The sequence below is a fragment of the Streptomyces sp. NPDC016309 genome (assembly GCF_043077235.1).
Taxonomy (GTDB): Bacteria; Actinomycetota; Actinomycetes; order Streptomycetales; family Streptomycetaceae; genus Streptomyces.
On sequence record NZ_JBIBSG010000002.1, the window covers coordinates 639336 to 657111 of the forward strand.

Here is a 17776-nt window from a genome sequence, read left to right on the forward strand (position 1 = left end):
GCACGCCGGTCAGTCACGCTGAGAAAGCGTCGCGCGGTGTTCGCGCCAGCGGTCCAGCATCTGATGCATCTCCTTCTGGAGGAACTCGAAGAACTCCGCCGTCTCGGCCACCCGCGCTCCCGCCACCGAGTCCGGACCCAGGGTCTCCGCGCCGTCACGCAGGATGGCCTCCCAGCGGGTGAGGATCTGGTCGCGGCGGGTGAAGGTCTCATACCAGAGCTCGTTGTGCAGGACGTACCGGTCCCGCCGTGAGCCCGGCTCGCGTTCGCGGCTGACCATGCCGACCTGATTGAGGTACCGGATGGCGCCCGAGACGGCGGCCGGGCTGATCCGCAGTCGCTCGGAGAGCTCGGCGGAGGTCAGTGAGCCGCTCTCGGAGGCGAGCAGCGAGGCGAAGACCCGTGAGGCCATGCGCTGCATGCCGGCCTCGGTCAGTTCGGCCGCGAAGCGCTCCACGAAGCGGCTCACCTGTTCCTCGTTGCCCATGGGCTCATCGTCTCCCGTCGTCCGGCGCACCCCACAACTTTATACGGTTCCTTAACTTCACAAATTTGTGAAGCACGCGTACGTTCTGAAGCATGACGCACGCCATCACCGTCTCCGGACTGCACAAGTCGTTCGGACGGACGCACGCGCTGAACGGCCTCGACCTGACCGTCAGGACCGGTGAGGTCCACGGGTTTCTCGGCCCCAACGGCGCCGGGAAGTCCACCGCCATCCGGGTCCTGCTCGGCCTGCTGCGCGCCGACTCCGGCTCGGCGCGGCTGCTGGGCCGCGACCCCTGGCACGACGCCGTCGAGCTGCACCGGCGCGTGGCGTACGTCCCCGGTGACGTCACGCTGTGGCGCAACCTCTCCGGCGGCGAGGTCATCGACCTGTACGGGCGGCTGCGCGGCGGCCTCGACAAGGCCCGCCGCGCCGACCTCATCGAACGGTTCGAGCTCGACCCCGCCAAGAAGGGCCGCACGTACTCCAAGGGCAACCGCCAGAAGGTCGCCCTCGTCGCGGCCTTCGCCTCGGACGCCGACGTGCTGATCCTCGACGAGCCGACGAGCGGTCTCGACCCACTCATGGAGGCGGTCTTCCAGAGGTGCGTGGCCGAGGAACGCGACCGCGGCCGGACCATCCTGCTCTCCTCGCACATCCTCAGCGAGGTGGAGAGCCTCTGCGACCGGGTCAGCATCATCCGCAAGGGACGGACCGTGGAGACCGGCTCACTAACCGAGCTGCGCCATCTCACCCGTACCAGCGTCGTCGCCGAACTCGCCGGACCGCCCAACGGGCTCGCGCACCTCCCGGGCGTCCACGGACTCGACGTACAGGGCAACCGCATCAGCCTCCAGGTCGACACGGACCACCTGAACGCGGTGCTGACGTCCCTCGCCGACTCCGGCGTACGGTCGCTGACCAGCACCCCGCCCACCCTGGAGGAACTGTTCCTGCGGCACTACGCCGTCGCCGAGGAGGCAGGGCGATGAGCGCATTGACTGGCACAAGCACCCTCGTGCGGCTCGCGCTGCGTCGCGACCGGCTGATGCTGCCCCTGTGGGCGGTGGTCACCGGCGGCATGGTGGCGAGCGGAGCCGGCTCGATCGGGGCGCTGTACGACACGCCCGCCGCACGCGCCGAAGTCGCCTCGTCGATGAACGCGAACAGCTCGATCCGGTCGTTGTACGGGCCGGTGTTCGGCGACTCGACGGGCGCCCTGGTGGCGTGGCGGTTCGGCGTCTTCGCAGCGGCACTGGCAGCCGTGATGAGCCTGATCATCGTCATACGGCACACACGGGAGGAGGAGGAGACGGGGCGTCAGGAAATGCTTTCGGCGGGGCGGGTGGGCCGCCGGGCGCCGCTGACCGCCGCGCTGCTGGCGGCGCTGGTCGCCAACAGTGCCGTCGCGCTCCTCATCTGCGCCGGGCTGTCCGGCGAGGGCGCGGCCGGAGCGGTCGCCCTCGGTCTCGCGGTCGGTGGCACCGGCATGGTCTTCGCCACCATGGCGGCGATCGTGGCCCAGCTCACCGAGAGCGCCCGGCTCGCGAAGGGCCTGACGGCAGCGGTACTCGGCCTCGCGTTCCTGCTGCGGGCGGCGGGCGATGCGGGTGGCGCTTCCGCGCTGACCTGGCTGTCCCCCGTCGGCTGGACCGAGAACGTCCGCGCCTTCGCCGCCGAACGCTGGTGGGCGCTCCTGCTCATGGCGGCGGCGGTCGCCGGCCAGACGGCCGTGGCGTACGGGCTCGCCGGACGGCGCGACGTCGGCATGAGCTTCCTGCCGGCCCGCCCCGGCCCCGCCTCCGGCCGCCTCGCCACCGCCGGCGCCCTCGCGTGGCGGCTCCAGCGCGGCGGCATCCTCGGCTGGACGCTGGGCTTCCTGGCGGCGGGGCTGGTCTTCGGCGGCATGGTCGAGGGCGCGAGCGACCTCGTCGGGGACAACGAGCAAGCCCGGCAGATCTTCGAGCGTATGGGCGGGCAGTCCGGCCTGGAGAACGCCTTCCTCGCCGCGATGACCGGCCTCTTCGGCATGGTCGCAGCCCTGTACGTCGTCGGCGCGGTTCTGCGCCTGTACGGCGAGGAGACCTCCGGCCGCGCCGAGCCGGTCCTCGCCAACGCAGTGAGCCGCCTGCGCTGGGCCGCGGGCCACCTGCTCATCGCCTTCGGCGGCGCGGTACTCCTCATGGTCGCGGCGGCAGCCGGGCTGACCCTGTCGTACGGCCGGGAAGCCGGACCCGTCCTGGGCGCCGTGCTCGCCCAGCTCCCGGCGGTCTGGACGCTCGGCGGCATGGCGGTGCTGCTGTACGGCACCGTGCCCAAGGCGGCACCGGCCGCGTGGGGCGTCGCCGGGCTGTGCCTGGCGCTGGGCTGGATCGGCCCGACGCTGGACCTCCCCCAAACCGTCCTGAACATCTCACCGTTCGGCCACCTCCCGAAGCTCCCGGGCGCGGCCGTCTCCTGGCCGCCGCTGCTGATCCTCGCCGCCCTCACGGGCGCGCTCGTGGCTGCGGGGTTGGCCGACCTGCGGCGGCGGGACCTGGTGACCTGAACCGCGGCCGGGCCGCAGTCTCACGCCGGCTCCACCAGCCCCCACCCAGCGGATCGCATGTGTCACCGGTCCGGCACGCCTTCCGGGCGGGCCGCGTGTCGGCCGGATGGGCGGCTCAGTGGGTGGCGGGGTCCGTGGCGCGGGTGATGGCCGTTTCGACGGCGGCGATCCGATCGGCGAGCAGGCCGAGGGCGACCACCGCCCGGCCGAGGGCGTCGTCCCCGGAGCGGCCGAGGGCCTGGGCGCGGACGTACGCGGTGGTGATCTCCGCCCAGCGCGCCGCTTGTGCGGCCCGGCTCGCCACCACCGAGCCCGAAGCCGCCGGTGCCCTCGACGCGCTCCTCGCCCGCTCCGGCGCCAGCTGACCGCACCACGCTCTTCCGGCCGGGTTGTCATCTGACATCGAAGCTGGACCGTTTCCCACGGGAGTTCGACCACCTCGTCATGGACGCTGTCGGCGATGCTCGAAGTTTGGAGAGGGCGCCCCGCTGCCAGTCGCCTGTATCCCGAACGGCCCGCAATCACGGTTGCGGGGGCGGACAGTTCTTCGTGCGGCCGGGCGGCCGGTGGCTAGGTGGGCTGTCCTTCGTAGATGCCGTCCCACTGCAGTTGGACGGCAGAGAGGTCAGGCAGGCCGTCGGCAGGCAGACCGGCCTTGAAGTGGGTGGGGCCCGTTGCTGTCAGGAAGGCTCCGCCGGTAGGCGGCCGGTGGGGGTCGGTGCTGGCGATCAAGGGCGGGGGCAGGAACTGAGGCAGATCGCCGCTTGCCTTCGCCGGCTGCGACGTCTCCAAGGTGAACGGACCGGTCAGGTCACCCCACCGGTCGAAGGTCATGGCCATCGACTGCAGCCACGTGTGCACAAGGCCGCCCGGCCCCTCCTGCAGGGTGCTCGGGGGCGACACTTCGAGGGCGGGAAGGGTGAGCCGGACCCTTCCGAACAGATCGTGCTCGGTCACCAGGTTGAAGTCCAGGGTCTGCAGGCGGACGAAGTCCGCGCCGCCCGCAAGGACCTCGACCGAGATTCCGCCGATGAAGTTCAAGCGGGGAAGGGGCGGAGGCAGTGGGACCACCAAAGTGGCGCCGAAAACATTCATCGGCATGGTGAAGGTCTGGCCGATGACCGGCAGCAGCGCGGCGGCTCGGCGCTGAGCCGCTTGGGCGTTTGGTCCGCTGGTCAGCAGCAGTCCCGTGCCGGCAAGGGCAGCAGCGGCCGCCTGGCGAAGCACCTGGCGTCGGCCCAAAGGTGTCGGGGAAGTAGTCACAACGGGGCAGTATCGGTTGCCCGACAGCAGTCGAAGCACTTCCGACAGGCATCATCACCCGGACGAGTGGCAGAACCGGTCGTCCAACTTCGACTGTCCTGTGCCATCGAACTTTGAGTAAGTGACATCGAAGTTTGGAGGCTGCGTCGCTAGTCACGAGTGTGGCGCACGGGGTGGGTGGGGAGTATCGGGTCGGCCGCGTCTGCGGCCCGCGAGACACTTGACCCGCCGGGGGCCGGCGGTATTCGTTCCGGTTGTCTTCGCCCGTTCCCCGGGGGACACACCTGACGACCGCCGGCCAGCGCGCTCGGGGCCGATCCGCCGAGGGCTCCCCTTGGGCGGCCCGGACGGGGCCGTGCCGCCCTCCTTCTGTGGGATCAGCTGATGCGAGCGGTGAAGGTGCGGTTGTCGCCGGTGAAGCGGACCAGGGGATTGGCCTGGGCGTGGAAGAGGGTGCGCTCGTGGTCGGTGGCGATGGTCAGGTGGTTGACGTTCCAGTTGTCGCCACCGAGGCCGCCGCCGGAGGTGGTGGTCAGCTGCACGCCGGTGATGTGGGAGGCGGGGGACCGGCTGGTCCAGGCGGATGCGGACGGTCTGCTGGTAGTGGTCGATCCAGCGGGCGCTGTTGTTGAGGTTGAGGGCGTGCTGCGGCGGGCGGCCGGCGACGTGGATGGTGGCGTTCACGTTGTCGTTGCCGCCGCGCAGGTCGTCGCCGCCGGTGCCGATGTGGAGGACGAGTTCGGTGACCTGTCCGGGGGCCGGGGTGGCCGGATCGGGGAACGCGGGGGGCGTGCGGGGCTGGTACCTGTGGTCGACGAAGTAGGTGCGCCAGGTCTTGTGGGGTTCTTCGAGGTAGCTGAAGACGTTGCGGTCGGGGTGCGGGACGAGCGTCAGGGTGCGGCCTGGGAAGTTGGGGTCGTACACGAAGATTTTCAGGTCCTGCTGGTGGCTGCGGAGGTCGCCGGTGTAGCGGCCGAGTTCGTAGCCGACGGCGACGACCTGGTGGTGTGGGCCCCAGACGTTGGCGTCCGGCTTGAACAGGCCCAGGGGCATGGGCGTTCCGGCGTCGATGGCCTCGCGCAGCTCCTGGAGCCGTCCGCCGCCGAAGCCCTGCAGGCCCCAGGTGAAGAACTCGCGGTTCCGCCATCCGAACGGGTTGAAGGTGAGCTCGCCCCACTTGTCGAGGTTGTCGGCGATCGACGTCACCTGACGGCCGTAGATGCTCTGGTGCAGGGGTGATCCGGTGGCGGGGAGGGTCTGCTGCTGTGGGATGCGCCGGCCGGTGTGGAAGTGGTCCAGGGACAGGTACGACATCCCGCCGCACAGTCCGCCGAAGCGGAAGTCGAACAGCGGTTTGCTCTGGAAGTCGTTGCTGAAGCGGAAGCCGTGCCGGCCCGGGTCGAAGCCGGTCATCCGGCGTCCGAGCGTGCGCGGGTCGACGCAGGTGTGGTCACCGCCGGACCGGGCGTCGCGCCAGACCTGGCCGGTGGGGCAGGACCGCCGGTCTGCGGTGGAGGGGGTGGCGCCGGCCAGCATGCCGGCGAGCACGGTGAGGGTGAGTAGGAGGGCTGCGGCGCAGCGCCGCCAGAACCGGTGCATCAGTGATTGTCCTCTCGGGTTGTGGTGTGGGTTGTGGTGGCGGGAGACGGCCGGGCATGGGGGGTGGGGCCGGACGCTGCCGGGTGGGGCCGCCGGCAGCGTCCGGGGCGGGGTGAGGTACCGCTGGCCTGCCGAGGCTGGGGTCAGCTGGAGAGGACCTTGATGTCGTCGATGGACATGTGTGCGGGGGCTCCGACGCCCCAGAAGCCGGCGAAGGCGGTGACGGTGGTGTTGTCGCCGGAGTTGAAGCGGACGCTGATCTGCCCGTAGCAGCGGGGGGTGGTGGGCGGGCACCAGGCGGGTGCGGGGCCGAAGTGGCGTTCGGTGGGCGCCCGGACGCCGGGCTTGCGGACTCCGAAGAAGGCTGTGTTGACGTTGCTGGAGGTGCGGAAGAACCCGGTGATCACGTAGTTGGTGTGGGGCCTGACGGGGATGGGCTGGGTCAGGGCGTTCCACACGCGGGTGCCGGGCGAGCTGAGGACGGCGGCGTTGCTGCCGGAGTTGGCGCCGCCGGGCCTGTTCACGATGGTTTTGAGGTCGGGGCCTTCCACGGTCCAGGGCTGGGAGACGGCGGAGGTGCGCTGCTGCTCGAATCCGCCGTCCTGGAGGGGGTTGCGGTAGAGCTGGATGTCGACGTTCCAGGCGCCGAAGTTGTCCCAGTCCTGGGGGTCGTTGATCCGCAGGTCGAGCTTCCCGGAGGTTCCGATCTGGCGGCAGCCAAGGCGGCTGAGGACCTCGAAGGGCTGGGCGCCGGTGAGGCGGCCGATGAGGCTGTACGCGTTGAGGCCGGGCGCGGGATAGCCGACGTCGGCGGGCCGCCGGGGGTCGGCGCCGGCCGGGGTGACCCACTGGGAGCCGTCGGCTGGCTGCCACCAGAAGCCGCTGGTGGAGACCTCGTCGTTCATGTGCGGGACGACGCGGACGACGTCGCCGGGACGCAGGCCCCGGGCATCCGAGGGGAAGGTGGTGCCCCGGCCACCGGACAGGTGCAGGGCGGCGGACTCGTCCGGGTCGAACCCGTGGGCGCAGCGGGTCTTCGCGGTGGTGGGGACCGGGCTGGGCTCGGCGTGGGCCGGCACGCTCTGCAGGAGGGTGGCCAGGACGGCCAGGAACAGGGCGGCGGCCAGGCCGCGGACCCTGCCGGGGCGGGTGTGACGGCTCATGACGACCACGGCGCTACGCCGGGTGCCGGTGTCAGGACGCTGCCCCGGGACGAAGCGGGAGCGTGGCCGGCCGGATCCGGCGGGGGCGGAAGGGACGGCGGCGCGGCACCGCAGCCAGAGCTTGTTCATGCTGTTCTCCTTGTCGGGTGATGGGCCCGCCGAGACCGGTCGCGCATGCTCGGCAGCACTTGGCTCAGCGGGATGTACGGGGAATCCGGGCCGGTTGGGGCGTCCGGATGTCCGGCGGGCAAGTCAGCGCCGTGCGGCGGGCAGGCGGCCGGACAATGCGCGGTGTGTGCTGCAGACGTCGGAGCGGTTGTGGCCCGGGTACGGCCTGAGCTGTACGGCGTGCCTGTCAGCGGCGGACGGGGCGGACGTAGGCGGTGACGCTGTTGGCGGCCGGCAGGGGGGCGTAGCGCACCACCGGACGGGTGGCCTCCAGGACCCGGCCGCTGCCGGCGTAGAGCTGGACGTGGCCGAGGCTGCGGGTGAAGACCAGGTCCCCAGGGCGCAGTTCGCTGCGGCGGATACGGGTGCCGGCGCCAACCTGGGCGTAGGTGGTGCGGGGCAGCCTCACGCCGGCGGAGCGCCAGGCGGCCTGGACCAGGCCGGAGCAGTCGTAGCCGCCCCGTCCGGTGCCGCCCCACACGTAGGGGGTGCCGATCCGGCTCCGGGCGAAGGCCACGGCGGCCCCGCCCCGGCCCGCGGCGCGGACGGAAGTCCCGCGGGTGGTTCCGGGCGTGATGTCGGCCTTCCTGGTGCCGGGGGCTGTGTTCGCGGCCGGCAGGCGGAGGTGGTGTCCGGCGTAGATGAGGGTGGAGCGGCCCAGGCGGTTGGCCTTCTGCAGGGCGGCGACGGTGGTTCCATGGCGCCGGGCCAGCGACCAGAGCGTGTCTCCGCGCTGCAGCACGACCGATCCGGCGGCCGGGCGAGTGACGGGTGGCTGCGACTGGTGGGCCGCTGACGTGGTGGCCGGCCGCGGGGAGGACAAGTGGTGCGCCACGGTGGGGCCGAGCAGCATGGCCAGCAGGCCGAGGGCCAGGACCGCGGCCAGCTTCGCCGCTGCGGCGACGGGGGTTCGGGTACGCATCGGGGCTTCTCCTTGGAGGGGAGCAGGGCAAGAAGGACGTCGGTCGGGCGGGCCAGGCACGGACGGCGTTCCGAGGCCTTCTGCGGCCGAAGGTCGGGCCGGTGGCCGGTTTTGGGCGTGGCGGGGCCGTGCCGCGGCGTGGCACACCGCGCGCCGGGAGGTGAGGAGAGGGATGTGCCGTCAGGGGACAGGCCCGGGGATGGGCCGCGCGCGGGCCTGCCCTGGACGGGGCGTCAGGCGCAGGTCAGGTAGAACTGGTCGCCGACCTTCTGCCGGTCGATCTCGGGAGAGTGGACCTGTACAGCCATCTCGCCCTGCACGACCTGGCCGGACTGGGTGCCCTGGAGCTGGACCTGGAAGGTCTCGTACTGGGTGTTGGGGGTGGTGAAGGTCATGCTGCCCGTGCGGGGCCGGTAGCCGCGGTCGGTCAGGCGCTCGTCGGGGTACCAGGTGTAGGTGATCGTCCCGGTGCGCCGGGCGGTCGCGGAGAAGGTGAACGTGATCGGCTTGGTGCAGTCCACGGTCTCGGAGCGGGGCTGGACGTAGACGGAGGTGCCCATCAGGATCGGCTCAGGCGGGTTCTTGGACTCGCCCGTGCCGTCCGAGGGGCCTTCCGAAGTCCCTCCGGAGGGCCCCCGGGAGCTGCCCTCCGACGTGCCGGGCGACGGCCCGCCCCCGGGACCCTCGGTGGTGCCGGCCGTCCTGCCGCCCGTGGGCCCGGTCGTGGTGCCGGCCGTCCTGCCGGTCGTGATCCCGGTGGTCGCGCCTTGCGTGGGCCCGCCCGACGTGCCGCCGGTCGGCCCGCTGCTGCTTCCTCCCGTGGCCCCGCCGGTCGGGCCGCCGGTGACCGTGCCGCCGGTCGGCCCCTGGTTGGTGCCCCCCGAGGCGCTGCCGCCCGACCAGGTGGGGACCGGCACGGTGGCTCCCCCGGTCGGCCCGGTCGTCGCACCGGCGGTCGCACCGCCGGTCGGGGAGCTGCTGCTGGGCGGATTGGCGCTGCCCCGCCATGACGGCGGGTTCAGGTTCAACAGCGCTCCCACGAGGGCGATGACCGCCGTCACCGCCGCCGTGGCGAGCATCACCCGAGCGGCCCGGGGGCGGGAGTCGCCCGCCTTCGGTGCCGGGTCGGGCACACGGACCTCGGCGGCCTCCCGGGCGCGCTGCCGGATCATCCCGGTCAGCGGGGCGGGCAACCAGCCCGGCCCCGGCTGGCCGGCGCGTTCACAGCACCAGTCGATCACCTGACGGGGGCTCGGGCGTTCGTCCGGATCCTTGGCCAGACACCACGCGACCAGTTCCCGCAGGTCCTCGGGCACCGGCTCCAGGTCGGGCTCGCCGTGCACGATCCGGAAGCCGATCTCCGACGGCTCGGTACCGAACGGCAGTCGGCCCGTCGAGGCGAAGGCCAGCAGCGCGCCGAGGGAGAAGACGTCGCACTCCGGCCCCACGTCTCCCTTCGTCAGTCGCTCAGGCGCCACGTAGCCGGGCGTGCCCATCAGCATCTGTGTACGGGTCAGGGTGGTGGCGTCCCGCGTGCGGGCGATGCCGAAGTCGATGACCTTCGGCCCGTCCTTGGCCACCAGCACGTTGCCCGGTTTCAGGTCGCGGTGCACCACCTCGGCGCCGTGGATGGCCGCCAGTGCCTCGGCGATCCCCGCGGCCAGCCGGATCACGGTGTCCACCGGCATCGGGCCCTGTTCGCTCACCATCTCCTGGAGCGAGGGCCCGGGCACGTACTCGGTGGCCAGCCACGGGTCGTCGGCGTCCGGGTCGGACGCCACCACCGCCGCGGTGAACATCCCGTGCACCCGGCGGGCCGCCGCGATCTCCTGCCGGAACCGGGCCCGGAACTCGGTGTTCCCGGACCGCGCACCGTCGATCACCTTGATGGCGACCTTGCGCCCCCCGAGGCTTTCCCCCAGGTAGACGCGCCCCATCGCGCCGGCCCCGAGGAACCGCAGCAGCCTGAAACCGCCCACCTCGCGCGGGTCGTTCGGGCCCAGCGGACGCAGCGTCTCCAGCCGCGTCCCCTCCCCGCCGGCGTCGATGCGCTCGCCGGCCGCGGGGCGCTCCTCGGCCGCGGACCGGGCCGCGTCCTGCGCGTCCTCCTCCTCCAGGTCCTGCTCGAGCCGGGCCTTCGTGGCCTCCCAGCGCCGGTCCCACTCCCGCACCGTCCGCTCGTTGCCGCCGCAGGCCCGCACGAACGCCAGCGCCACGTCCTTCGACGGCAGGTTGTCGCCGCCGGCCGCCGCGTTCAGAGTCGACCTGCCGTACCTCACCCGCTTCGACATCGCCTCGTACGAGGGACTCCCCGCGTCCTGCCGCAACTGGCGCAGTCCCGCGGCGAACTCCACGACCGGCCCCCCGCCCGGATCCAACGGCTGTTCCCGACGCCCCACCATCACTGCCTCCCCTGGCTCCGCGTACGGGCGACACCCCGCGCCGCGGTCGTTGCCACCGCGCCGACCGGCACCGGCGGCGCGAACTTGCTGACCACATGAATAGCGGTAAATCCGCCCCCGCGGACAGCAATCCGGCGTCCCGGGATATCCATGGATATCCAGACCGCTCCGCCGCAGGTCAGAGCCCTCCGGCGAAGCGGCTCCGGACAATCCACGGCGCGTGGGAAGCCTGTTGGCTCCAACAGATCCAACGACGGCCGTCTCCAACCGACACAGCAGAGTGCCCGCGGCCAGAGCGCTGGTCCGCGGGGCGTCAGTGCGCGATCACCCCCGCGGCGCGGTTGCCGGACGAGTCACCACAGCGGCGGCGCGCTGAGCGGAGCGCCCACGACGGGCTCCGGCCTCAGGGAACATCGGTCACCTATGAAACGGGCCAGCACGTCGGCTTGCTGGCGTGCTGGGCAACCGGTGCCACGAGGGACGGTCGGCTGCGATGCTCGGCAGACGATCCCGCCTTCCCCTTGGAGAGCCCGCGCTGCACCCGCCGGTGCCGGTGACCGCTGGGTTCGCCGAGCACGCGACCCGGCGGCTGTGCCTGCCCGGTGCGCCGCGGGGTGCACAGCCGGCAGCCGAACGCGGTCGGCTCCGCCATCGTCGCTGCCGCCCGCCACTGGCTCTGCGCCACGCCGGCCTCCTGGCCGCCGTCGTGCTGTCCGTGCCGTCGCGCCGCCGTTCGGCCGAGTTCGCCGCGTCCGTCCCATCGCCCGTTCCGTTGCCGGCCGCGGTTCTGCCGCCGGGCTCACGCCGCGAGCTACCGTGTCCGTGGCGTCCCGGCCGTTGCGCCGTCGTCCCGCTGTCGCCGGTCCGCCAGGCCGTCAGCCTGGCTGGCGACGTGGCCGTCGGCCTTGCCACACCTTTTGCTGCGGGTCTTGCCCAGGGCTGTTCCGTCTGCTCCGGGTATCGAGATACGGCTGCTGGCGGTAGCTGGTCTTCAGTGATCCGGTTGGTTGGTGAAGCGGGTGAGTTTCTCGGTGGTGCCGCGTGGCAGGTCGCGGAGGGTTGCTTGGGGGAGGGAGGCGATCAGGGCGCGGAGTTGGTCGGCGATATCCGGCATCGTGGTCCAGGCCGTGGCCGGGGCTTCGACGACTGCGAGCAGCAGGTCGCCTTCGTAGAAGTAGGCGTCCAGCAATGGTTTGTCGAGCAAGAGGTGTACGGCGAGCGGCAGGACGCAGGGCAGAGCCACATGCTGTGAGATCAGGGTGTGAAGGTCCGCCGGGTGGAGTTGGCCCAGTGGTATGGCCCTCAACCTGTGGACCTTGCGGACCAGGGGGGTGGCCTCGGGAGCCGGAGCGTTCCAGCGGGGCGGGTCGAGCTCATCGAGGCTGCGGTCGAGGTGTAGCAGGCGGTCCATGGACTCATTCTGCGCCTCATCGAACGCGGCCCTTGTGCGTCGGCGTTCCGTTTCACCAACGGCTGGTTCGTTCTCGCCGGGCCAGCCGGCGGCGCCGCTGCCGTCACCCGAGCGGCTTTGTGGGGTGGGCGGCGGGGCACCCGGCCTGCTTCGAGGCCTGTGGACCCGGGTCGGCTCGTGACTGCTCGGGTCCGGAAGGACCGGGGCCGGGCCGTGCCAGTCTCCGTGTCCGACGGCGTGGCACAGGAAGTGCTCGTCGCACGTCCGGTGGTGAAGCGAGCCAGCCCGCCGACCACCTCCAGTTCGGCTCGTCATCGTTGGGCGGCCGGACATGGCCAAGGGACGGGGCCGGGTAGGGTCAGCGGCAGCTCGTGCCGGTATGGAGTGTGCGCGTCAGGCCCGGTGCCAGCATGCTGGGGCAGTACCACCGGGCCGCTTCGCACTTGTCGACCAGCTCGGCCACGCTCCGCGGCCGGCGTCGTCCGCCTGCTGACGCGACCAGCGGCCGCCCCAGCGTAGCCGCCTCGTGGACGGCCGAATCGCCGACGAGCGCACCACATCTGTGACCGCCCGCGCCTGGAACCTCACACGCACCGGGCACCGGCACCCGCCCCTGCGCCGCTGGTTCGCCCTCCACGCACCACTGCGCCCCCGGAACAGATCGTCCAGCACCTGCCTGCACCGGGACTTTCCCGACCGGCCGGAGATGCACGTGGCCCACGAGACGATCCACCAGGCCCTCTACGTCCAGGGCCGGGGAGGACTGCGCCGGGACCTAGCGAAGGCCCTCCGCACCGGCCGGGCCCGCCGCAGGCCCCGCCGTCAGGCCCAGCAACGTCAGCCCCGCTTCCGCGAACCGATGGTCATGATCAGCGACCGACCTGCCGAGGCGGATGACCGGGCGGTACCCGGCCACTGGGAGGGCGACCTGATCATTGGCAAGGACGGAGCCTCCACCATCGGCACGCTCGTCGAACGCTCCACCCGCTACGTGATGCTCCTCCACCTGCCAGACGGCCGCAGCACCGAGCTGGTCCGCGACGCACTGGTGGAGGCCGTGACGGTTCTGCCGGTCCATCTCACGCGATCCCGGACCTGGGACCAGGGCAGCGAGATGGGACGGCACCACGAGTTCACCATCGCCACGGACGTCCCTGTCTACTTCTACGACCCGGCCAGCCCCTGGCAGCGCGGCTCGAACGAGAACACGAACGGCCTGCTCCGGCAGTACTTCCCAAGGGCACCGACCTGTCCGTCCACAGCCGCGAGCGCCTGAACGCCGTCGCTGCCGAACTGAACAACAGGCCCCGCAAGACGCTCGGCTGGGAGACGCCGGCCGAGCGCCTGTCTACACTGCTCAAGGCCCAATAGAGCCGGTCGTCGGGCTTGCCGTCGACACACGGCACAACCGCGACAGGGGGAGCGGTGAAAGTACCGGCGGAGCTGGTCGGCACTCGTGTCACGCGCACGGCCTTCGACCACCAGGTTCGGATCAGCTTCACCGATTACGCCCCAGACGGCCGCATCCGCGTCGATGGCGAGCTCGTCATCGAGACACCGTTCACCCTCACAGACACCTCGGGCCACCAGATCCTCCTGACGCCGGCCACCGGACCGTCCTTGGCGCCGCTGCTCGGCCTGTTCGCCAAGTCCGTCACCGAAGCCGAGGTCACCGGGCAAGGCACCCTGTCTCTCGGCTTCGATGACGGCACTCGGCTCAGCGTCGAACCAGACCCCGACCACGAGTCGTGGAACCTCACCGGCTCGGGAATCGATCCCGTCCTGGTCGGCCCGGGCGGCGAAACCGACTGGCAACACTGATCACCGCCGCAACCGACACCGTTGCGGCACTCAACCCGTGTTGCGACGACTGCTGGAATCCGCCGTGTAGCGGAGGGGGCGTCACCGTAGCGCGGTCTGCACGCCACCCTGCCACGCGCGCTTCCGTCCGACGTCACCGTCCTGATCACGCGCGGCCAGCACCAGCGCCCCAGCACCAGACGCCGTGCTGGGGTATGTCCAATGAAGTGCGCCGCCAGGCAAGATGATCATCGAGGGGCCTCGTAGAGCGCGCTCAGGGGGCCTTCCGCGCCTATGGTGTGCGTCAGATGATCCAGGTCTTCACTTCAGCAGCGGTGTCGCGTGGTCAGACGACCATCGGTGACGGCGGCGACCAGCTCGGCCGCGTCGCTGGTGGTGACCTTGATCTGCTGGCCGCTGACCTGGAGGTAGGCTGCGGCGACCATCGCGGCGTACAGCTCGTTGCTGTGCTCGAGCGCGGGCACGCGGGCCAGGCAGTGCAGGAGAGCAGCGGCCGCCGCTGGCCCGTCGGCCCAGCGCCGTCGGCTTGCGGGCGACGTTGTGCCTCCGGTCGGTCGCTGCCCTGCGCGCTGTGCGTTCCATGCCAGGTCTCGGTCCCGTCAGGGCAGCCGATGCTGATTACCCCGCTTCGCGGTCCTCCGCGTCCTTCGAATCATACCGACGGGACTACCAGCGCGCGGTAGCGTGAGGGATATGGTGGCAAGCAGACTCCTGGCGTTCGCCGACGCTCTGGTGCTTCTCGGTGCCGAGCCGCCGCGGCTAGCGGCGTTGGATCGGGCGCTCGGTGGGGCGTTGAATTTGGCGACCGCCGGGGTCAGCGGCACGGTGATCGGCATGGCCGACGCCCACGGACGCCTCCTCGGCCTCGGACGCGACGCGATCCGAGGCGTCGGCGCCCGTCTGGACCGTACCCAGGGGCGTGCGGAGCGGACCGATGTGCTGCGCGCGGCGCACACCGTCATCGTCGTGGTGGCCTTCTTCGAGGCGATGGAGGAGTTGGAGCTTCCGTTCACCCTCGCCGAGGTGCGGTTGACCCGGGACGAGCAACTCGCCCTCGCGCGAGGCGAATCGGGCTCGACCTCGCAGACGCCGGATCTGGTGTCGCTGCTGCTCGCCACGGACCTGCCCTGCCCGGCACCGCACATACCGGCCTCGGCACTCACCGCGATGCTGCTCGCGAGTTACGCGGACTACGCCCGCAGGTTCTACGCCTTCCTCGAAGGCCTTGCTCTTTGGGAGCACATGGATGCGTCGCGGCGCCTTCGGGCCCAGGCGGCTCTCGTGGATGACCTGCCGCGCGCAGCGCACGACCGATACCAGAGCCTGTACGTCGAGCTCGCCAAGGAGGCACCCGAATTCGGTTTCTGGGTCACACATGTGGCGCAGCAGGCAATCCACACAGACGTCGGCCGTGCCCTGTCCGGCATCGAGACTCTCCTCACCCGCACCACCGAGGCGCTGCGCCCGCCGGTCGACGTGGCCTCCGCGCTGGCGCGCGCTCACCGGGCGGCGCTCGCGCACCCTGTGCTGGACGCCGCGTCGGCGCCCGACGGCATTAGGATTCCCACCCTTCAGGACCTCTACCTCGACCCGGACTTCCGCGTCAGTGCCGTTTCCGGGCAGGCCGCACCAGCCGACCACGAGTGGTGGGGGCGACTGCCCCTCCGCCGAGACCTCACGCTCTACCTGGCCGGGGCCCTCACCTCTCCTCAGCTCGCCGAGGCGCCCCTGCTGATCCTGGGCCAGCCCGGTGCCGGTAAATCCGTCCTCACCAGGGTGCTCGCCGCACGGCTCCCCTCGGTCGGTTTTCTCCCCGTGCGCGTGCGGCTGCGGGACGTCCGGGTGGAGGACGAACTGCAGGACCAGATCGAACAGGCGATCCGCGCCTCCACCGGCGAACGGGTCAGCTGGCCGGAACTGGTGCGCGCCGCAGGCGGCAGTACTCCTGTTCTGCTCCTGGACGGCTTCGACGAGTTGCTGCAGACGACCGGCGTCCACCAAACCAACTTCCTGGAGCGCGTGTCCCAGTTCCAGCGGCGTGAGGCGGATCAGGGGCGGCCCGTGCTAGCCCTGGTGACGAGCCGGACCTCCGTGGCCGACCGCGCCCGATACCCCACTGGCATGGTCGTCCTGCGCCTGGAGCCCTTCCGCGCCGAGCAGATCACCACCTGGCTGGCCGTGTGGAACGAGGCCAACATGGCCGGACTCTCGGCGCACGGTCGCGGCCCGCTCACTTGGCAGCACCTCGAACGGCACGCCGAACTCGCCTCTCAGCCGCTGCTGCTGACGATGCTCGCGCTATACGACGCAGCCGAGGGTGCTCTGCGGCGCACCGTCGACGACTTCGACGTCACCGAGTTGTACGAGCAGTTGTTGTCCTCCTTCGCCCGGCGCGAGGTCGGCAAGACAACACTTCACGCCGTCTCCGACGAGGACACGGCCGCCCTCGTCGAGCAAGAACTGCAGCGCCTGTCGCTCGTAGCCTTCGCCCAGCTGAACCGGGGTCGCCAGTGGGTGTCGGCCGACGAACTCGAGCAGGACCTCACCGCCGTACTGGGCAGGCAGCCGGTACGGCCATCGGGCTTCCGCACCCCGCTCACCGCCGCCGAAACGGCGCTCGGCCGCTTCTTCTTCGTCCAGCGAGCCCAGTCAGTGCGGGACGGCCAGGTACTCGCCACCTACGAGTTCCTGCACGCGACCTTCGGCGAGTATCTGGCCGTACGCCTCACCCTGCACCTGCTCACCGACCTGCTCGCCCCCCGCCCCGCGCTCTCTCTCGGGGACACCCGCATCGACGACGACCTCGCCTACGCACTGCTTTCCTACACCTCCCTGGCGTCCCGGCAGATGCTGCGCTTCGCGCGTTCGATGACGGGCAGGCTGTCCATGGCGGAACGGCGCCGGCTGACTCGGACCCTCATCCAGGTCCTAACCCAGCACACGACGCGCACCGGCGACCAGCACCCGGCCTACCGGCCCGCCCTGCTGCGCACGACGACCCGCCACGGCCTGTACGGTTCCAACCTCGTGCTCTTGACGGTGCTCCTCGCCGAGCGCTGCTCCGCCGCCGAGCTGTTCCCGGGCTCCGCGGACCCGCCAGGTGCCTGGCACCGGCACTGCCTGCTGTGGCGCTCGGCGATGAACGAGAGCCAATGGACGGACTTCGCTCTGTCCCTCGACGTGCATCACACGTGGGAGGGCGAGGGCCGGGCCTTGGAGATATCGCTTCGCTCCGAGCCAGGCATCCCACCACAGCCCCTCGACATGAACTGGCACTTCCGCTACCCCCGAGGCAGCGGAGGCCCAGGCTGGTCACGGTCGTACTGGGACGAGCTGTGGCACAAAACGACCGTGTCCGGCGGAACCAATGACTCGGTGATGCGGCATGCCCTGGACCCGGTATTCCGGTGGCTCGGCCAGGCCGTGACCATGTTCAGTCCGCTCGACGGTGCTCCGGCCTCGTCGCTCGCCCACGACCTGCTCGAACTGCTGCTGGCCGACCGCACGACCATGAGCGACAGGGAACTCGGCGATCTCTACGACCGGGCGCTCCAGGGAACGCGGCTGCTGATGGACATGCGCCACCCCCACCTCGTGTCGGCCGTGCACGCCCTTCTCACGGCCTTCGGCCAGGACAGGGGACGAGTCCCCGGCGACGCACACGACGACGTCCTCCAGTTTCTAGCACAGCTCGTCCGGCTCATGTTTGGTGACAGCGAGAGGGCACACCCATTGCCGGTGACCGTCTTAGATGCACTGTCCCATGCGCTGGCATCCCACCGACCCTTGGTGCACGCCCTCATATCGGTGGAAGAGCGGGCCCTGATCGCGCGCCACCATGATCCGGCCACCGGCCCACCGGAGTAAGCAGGCGGGCCGACGGCCGGCGAGGCTGTCGGTCGGCGACCTCGGTTGCTTCGCCCGCCCGAAGCCGATTTTCCGCCCCGCATGTGCTGGGCAGCATGACATCCAGCCGGGGAGCGCGGCACACGA

13 protein-coding genes and 1 pseudogene are annotated in these 17776 nt (G+C 71.2%); 5 read left to right on the forward strand and 9 right to left on the reverse strand.

From position 1 onward, the window contains the following. Positions 1 to 9 precede the first annotated feature (9 nt). Positions 10 to 486 (reverse strand): GbsR/MarR family transcriptional regulator, encoded by a 477-nt coding sequence (locus ACF068_RS07665; protein ID WP_392273227.1) that lies wholly within the window; start codon positions 484 to 486, stop codon positions 10 to 12. 92 nt (positions 487 to 578) lie between these two features. Between ACF068_RS07665 and ACF068_RS07670 the strand changes: the two genes are divergently transcribed. Together ACF068_RS07670 and ACF068_RS07675 are read left to right on the forward strand one after the other, a co-directional pair. Further along, entirely contained in the window at positions 579 to 1478 is a 900-nt protein-coding gene (locus ACF068_RS07670; protein ID WP_392273228.1) for an ATP-binding cassette domain-containing protein, read from the forward strand. Next, the gene (locus ACF068_RS07675; RefSeq protein WP_392273229.1) at positions 1475 to 3034 is read left to right on the forward strand and encodes an ABC transporter permease; all 1560 of its coding nucleotides are present in this window, start codon (positions 1475 to 1477) and stop codon (positions 3032 to 3034) included. Before ACF068_RS07670 ends, ACF068_RS07675 begins: the two co-directional genes overlap by 4 nt. 115 nt (positions 3035 to 3149) lie before the next feature. Here the strand turns inward: ACF068_RS07675 and ACF068_RS07680 are convergent, their stop codons facing one another. The 7 genes from ACF068_RS07680 to ACF068_RS07710 form a co-directional block, all read right to left on the reverse strand. Beyond that, positions 3150 to 3338 (reverse strand): hypothetical protein, encoded by a 189-nt coding sequence (locus ACF068_RS07680; protein ID WP_392273230.1) that lies wholly within the window; start codon positions 3336 to 3338, stop codon positions 3150 to 3152. A gap of 266 nt (positions 3339 to 3604) precedes the next feature. Continuing rightward, complete coding sequence (locus tag ACF068_RS07685; RefSeq protein ID WP_392273231.1) at positions 3605 to 4261, reverse strand: hypothetical protein; 657 nt, start codon at positions 4259 to 4261, stop codon at positions 3605 to 3607. Positions 4262 to 4450: 189 nt separating this feature from the next. Next, entirely contained in the window at positions 4451 to 5896 is a 1446-nt protein-coding gene (locus tag ACF068_RS07690) for a hypothetical protein (protein WP_392273232.1), read from the reverse strand. 143 nt (positions 5897 to 6039) lie between these two features. Then, the gene (locus ACF068_RS07695) at positions 6040 to 7188 is read right to left on the reverse strand and encodes a hypothetical protein (RefSeq protein WP_392273233.1); all 1149 of its coding nucleotides are present in this window, start codon (positions 7186 to 7188) and stop codon (positions 6040 to 6042) included. Between the two features lie 226 nt (positions 7189 to 7414). Beyond that, positions 7415 to 8149 (reverse strand): C40 family peptidase, encoded by a 735-nt coding sequence (locus ACF068_RS07700; protein ID WP_392273234.1) that lies wholly within the window; start codon positions 8147 to 8149, stop codon positions 7415 to 7417. A gap of 233 nt (positions 8150 to 8382) precedes the next feature. After that, the gene (locus ACF068_RS07705) at positions 8383 to 10503 is read right to left on the reverse strand and encodes a protein kinase (protein ID WP_392273235.1); all 2121 of its coding nucleotides are present in this window, start codon (positions 10501 to 10503) and stop codon (positions 8383 to 8385) included. A gap of 1039 nt (positions 10504 to 11542) precedes the next feature. Beyond that, positions 11543 to 11962 (reverse strand): contact-dependent growth inhibition system immunity protein, encoded by a 420-nt coding sequence (locus ACF068_RS07710; RefSeq protein WP_392273236.1) that lies wholly within the window; start codon positions 11960 to 11962, stop codon positions 11543 to 11545. Between the two features lie 601 nt (positions 11963 to 12563). Here ACF068_RS07710 and ACF068_RS07715 point away from each other — a divergent pair. After that, positions 12564 to 13333: pseudogene (locus ACF068_RS07715) on the forward strand (IS30 family transposase); the annotation flags it as partial. Positions 13334 to 13387: 54 nt separating this feature from the next. Continuing rightward, positions 13388 to 13783: a DUF6188 family protein gene (locus tag ACF068_RS07720; RefSeq protein ID WP_392273237.1), complete on the forward strand. Its 396-nt coding sequence runs from the start codon at positions 13388 to 13390 to the stop codon at positions 13781 to 13783. Between the two features lie 305 nt (positions 13784 to 14088). Here the strand turns inward: ACF068_RS07720 and ACF068_RS07725 are convergent, their stop codons facing one another. Then, on the reverse strand, positions 14089 to 14247 hold the full coding sequence (locus ACF068_RS07725; protein ID WP_392273238.1) for a hypothetical protein: 159 nt from the start codon (positions 14245 to 14247) through the stop codon (positions 14089 to 14091). Between the two features lie 229 nt (positions 14248 to 14476). On the opposite strand from ACF068_RS07725, the gene ACF068_RS07730 reads away from it, so the two are divergent. Next, the gene (locus ACF068_RS07730) at positions 14477 to 17650 is read left to right on the forward strand and encodes an NACHT domain-containing protein (protein ID WP_392273239.1); all 3174 of its coding nucleotides are present in this window, start codon (positions 14477 to 14479) and stop codon (positions 17648 to 17650) included. Positions 17651 to 17776: the final 126 nt, after the last annotated feature.

Excerpts from the sequence above, each read along its gene's own strand:
- ACF068_RS07665 (WP_392273227.1), bottom strand. The coding sequence starts at position 486 with ATGGGCAACGAGGAACAGGTGAGCCGCTTCGTGGAGCGCTTCGCGGCC.
- ACF068_RS07670 (WP_392273228.1), top strand. The coding sequence starts at position 579 with ATGACGCACGCCATCACCGTCTCCGGACTGCACAAGTCGTTCGGACGG.
- ACF068_RS07675 (WP_392273229.1), top strand. The coding sequence starts at position 1,475 with ATGAGCGCATTGACTGGCACAAGCACCCTCGTGCGGCTCGCGCTGCGT.
- ACF068_RS07690 (WP_392273232.1), bottom strand. The coding sequence starts at position 5,896 with ATGCACCGGTTCTGGCGGCGCTGCGCCGCAGCCCTCCTACTCACCCTC.
- ACF068_RS07695 (WP_392273233.1), bottom strand. The coding sequence starts at position 7,188 with ATGAACAAGCTCTGGCTGCGGTGCCGCGCCGCCGTCCCTTCCGCCCCC.
- ACF068_RS07700 (WP_392273234.1), bottom strand. The coding sequence starts at position 8,149 with ATGCGTACCCGAACCCCCGTCGCCGCAGCGGCGAAGCTGGCCGCGGTC.
- ACF068_RS07710 (WP_392273236.1), bottom strand. The coding sequence starts at position 11,962 with ATGGACCGCCTGCTACACCTCGACCGCAGCCTCGATGAGCTCGACCCG.
- ACF068_RS07730 (WP_392273239.1), top strand. The coding sequence starts at position 14,477 with ATGGTGGCAAGCAGACTCCTGGCGTTCGCCGACGCTCTGGTGCTTCTC.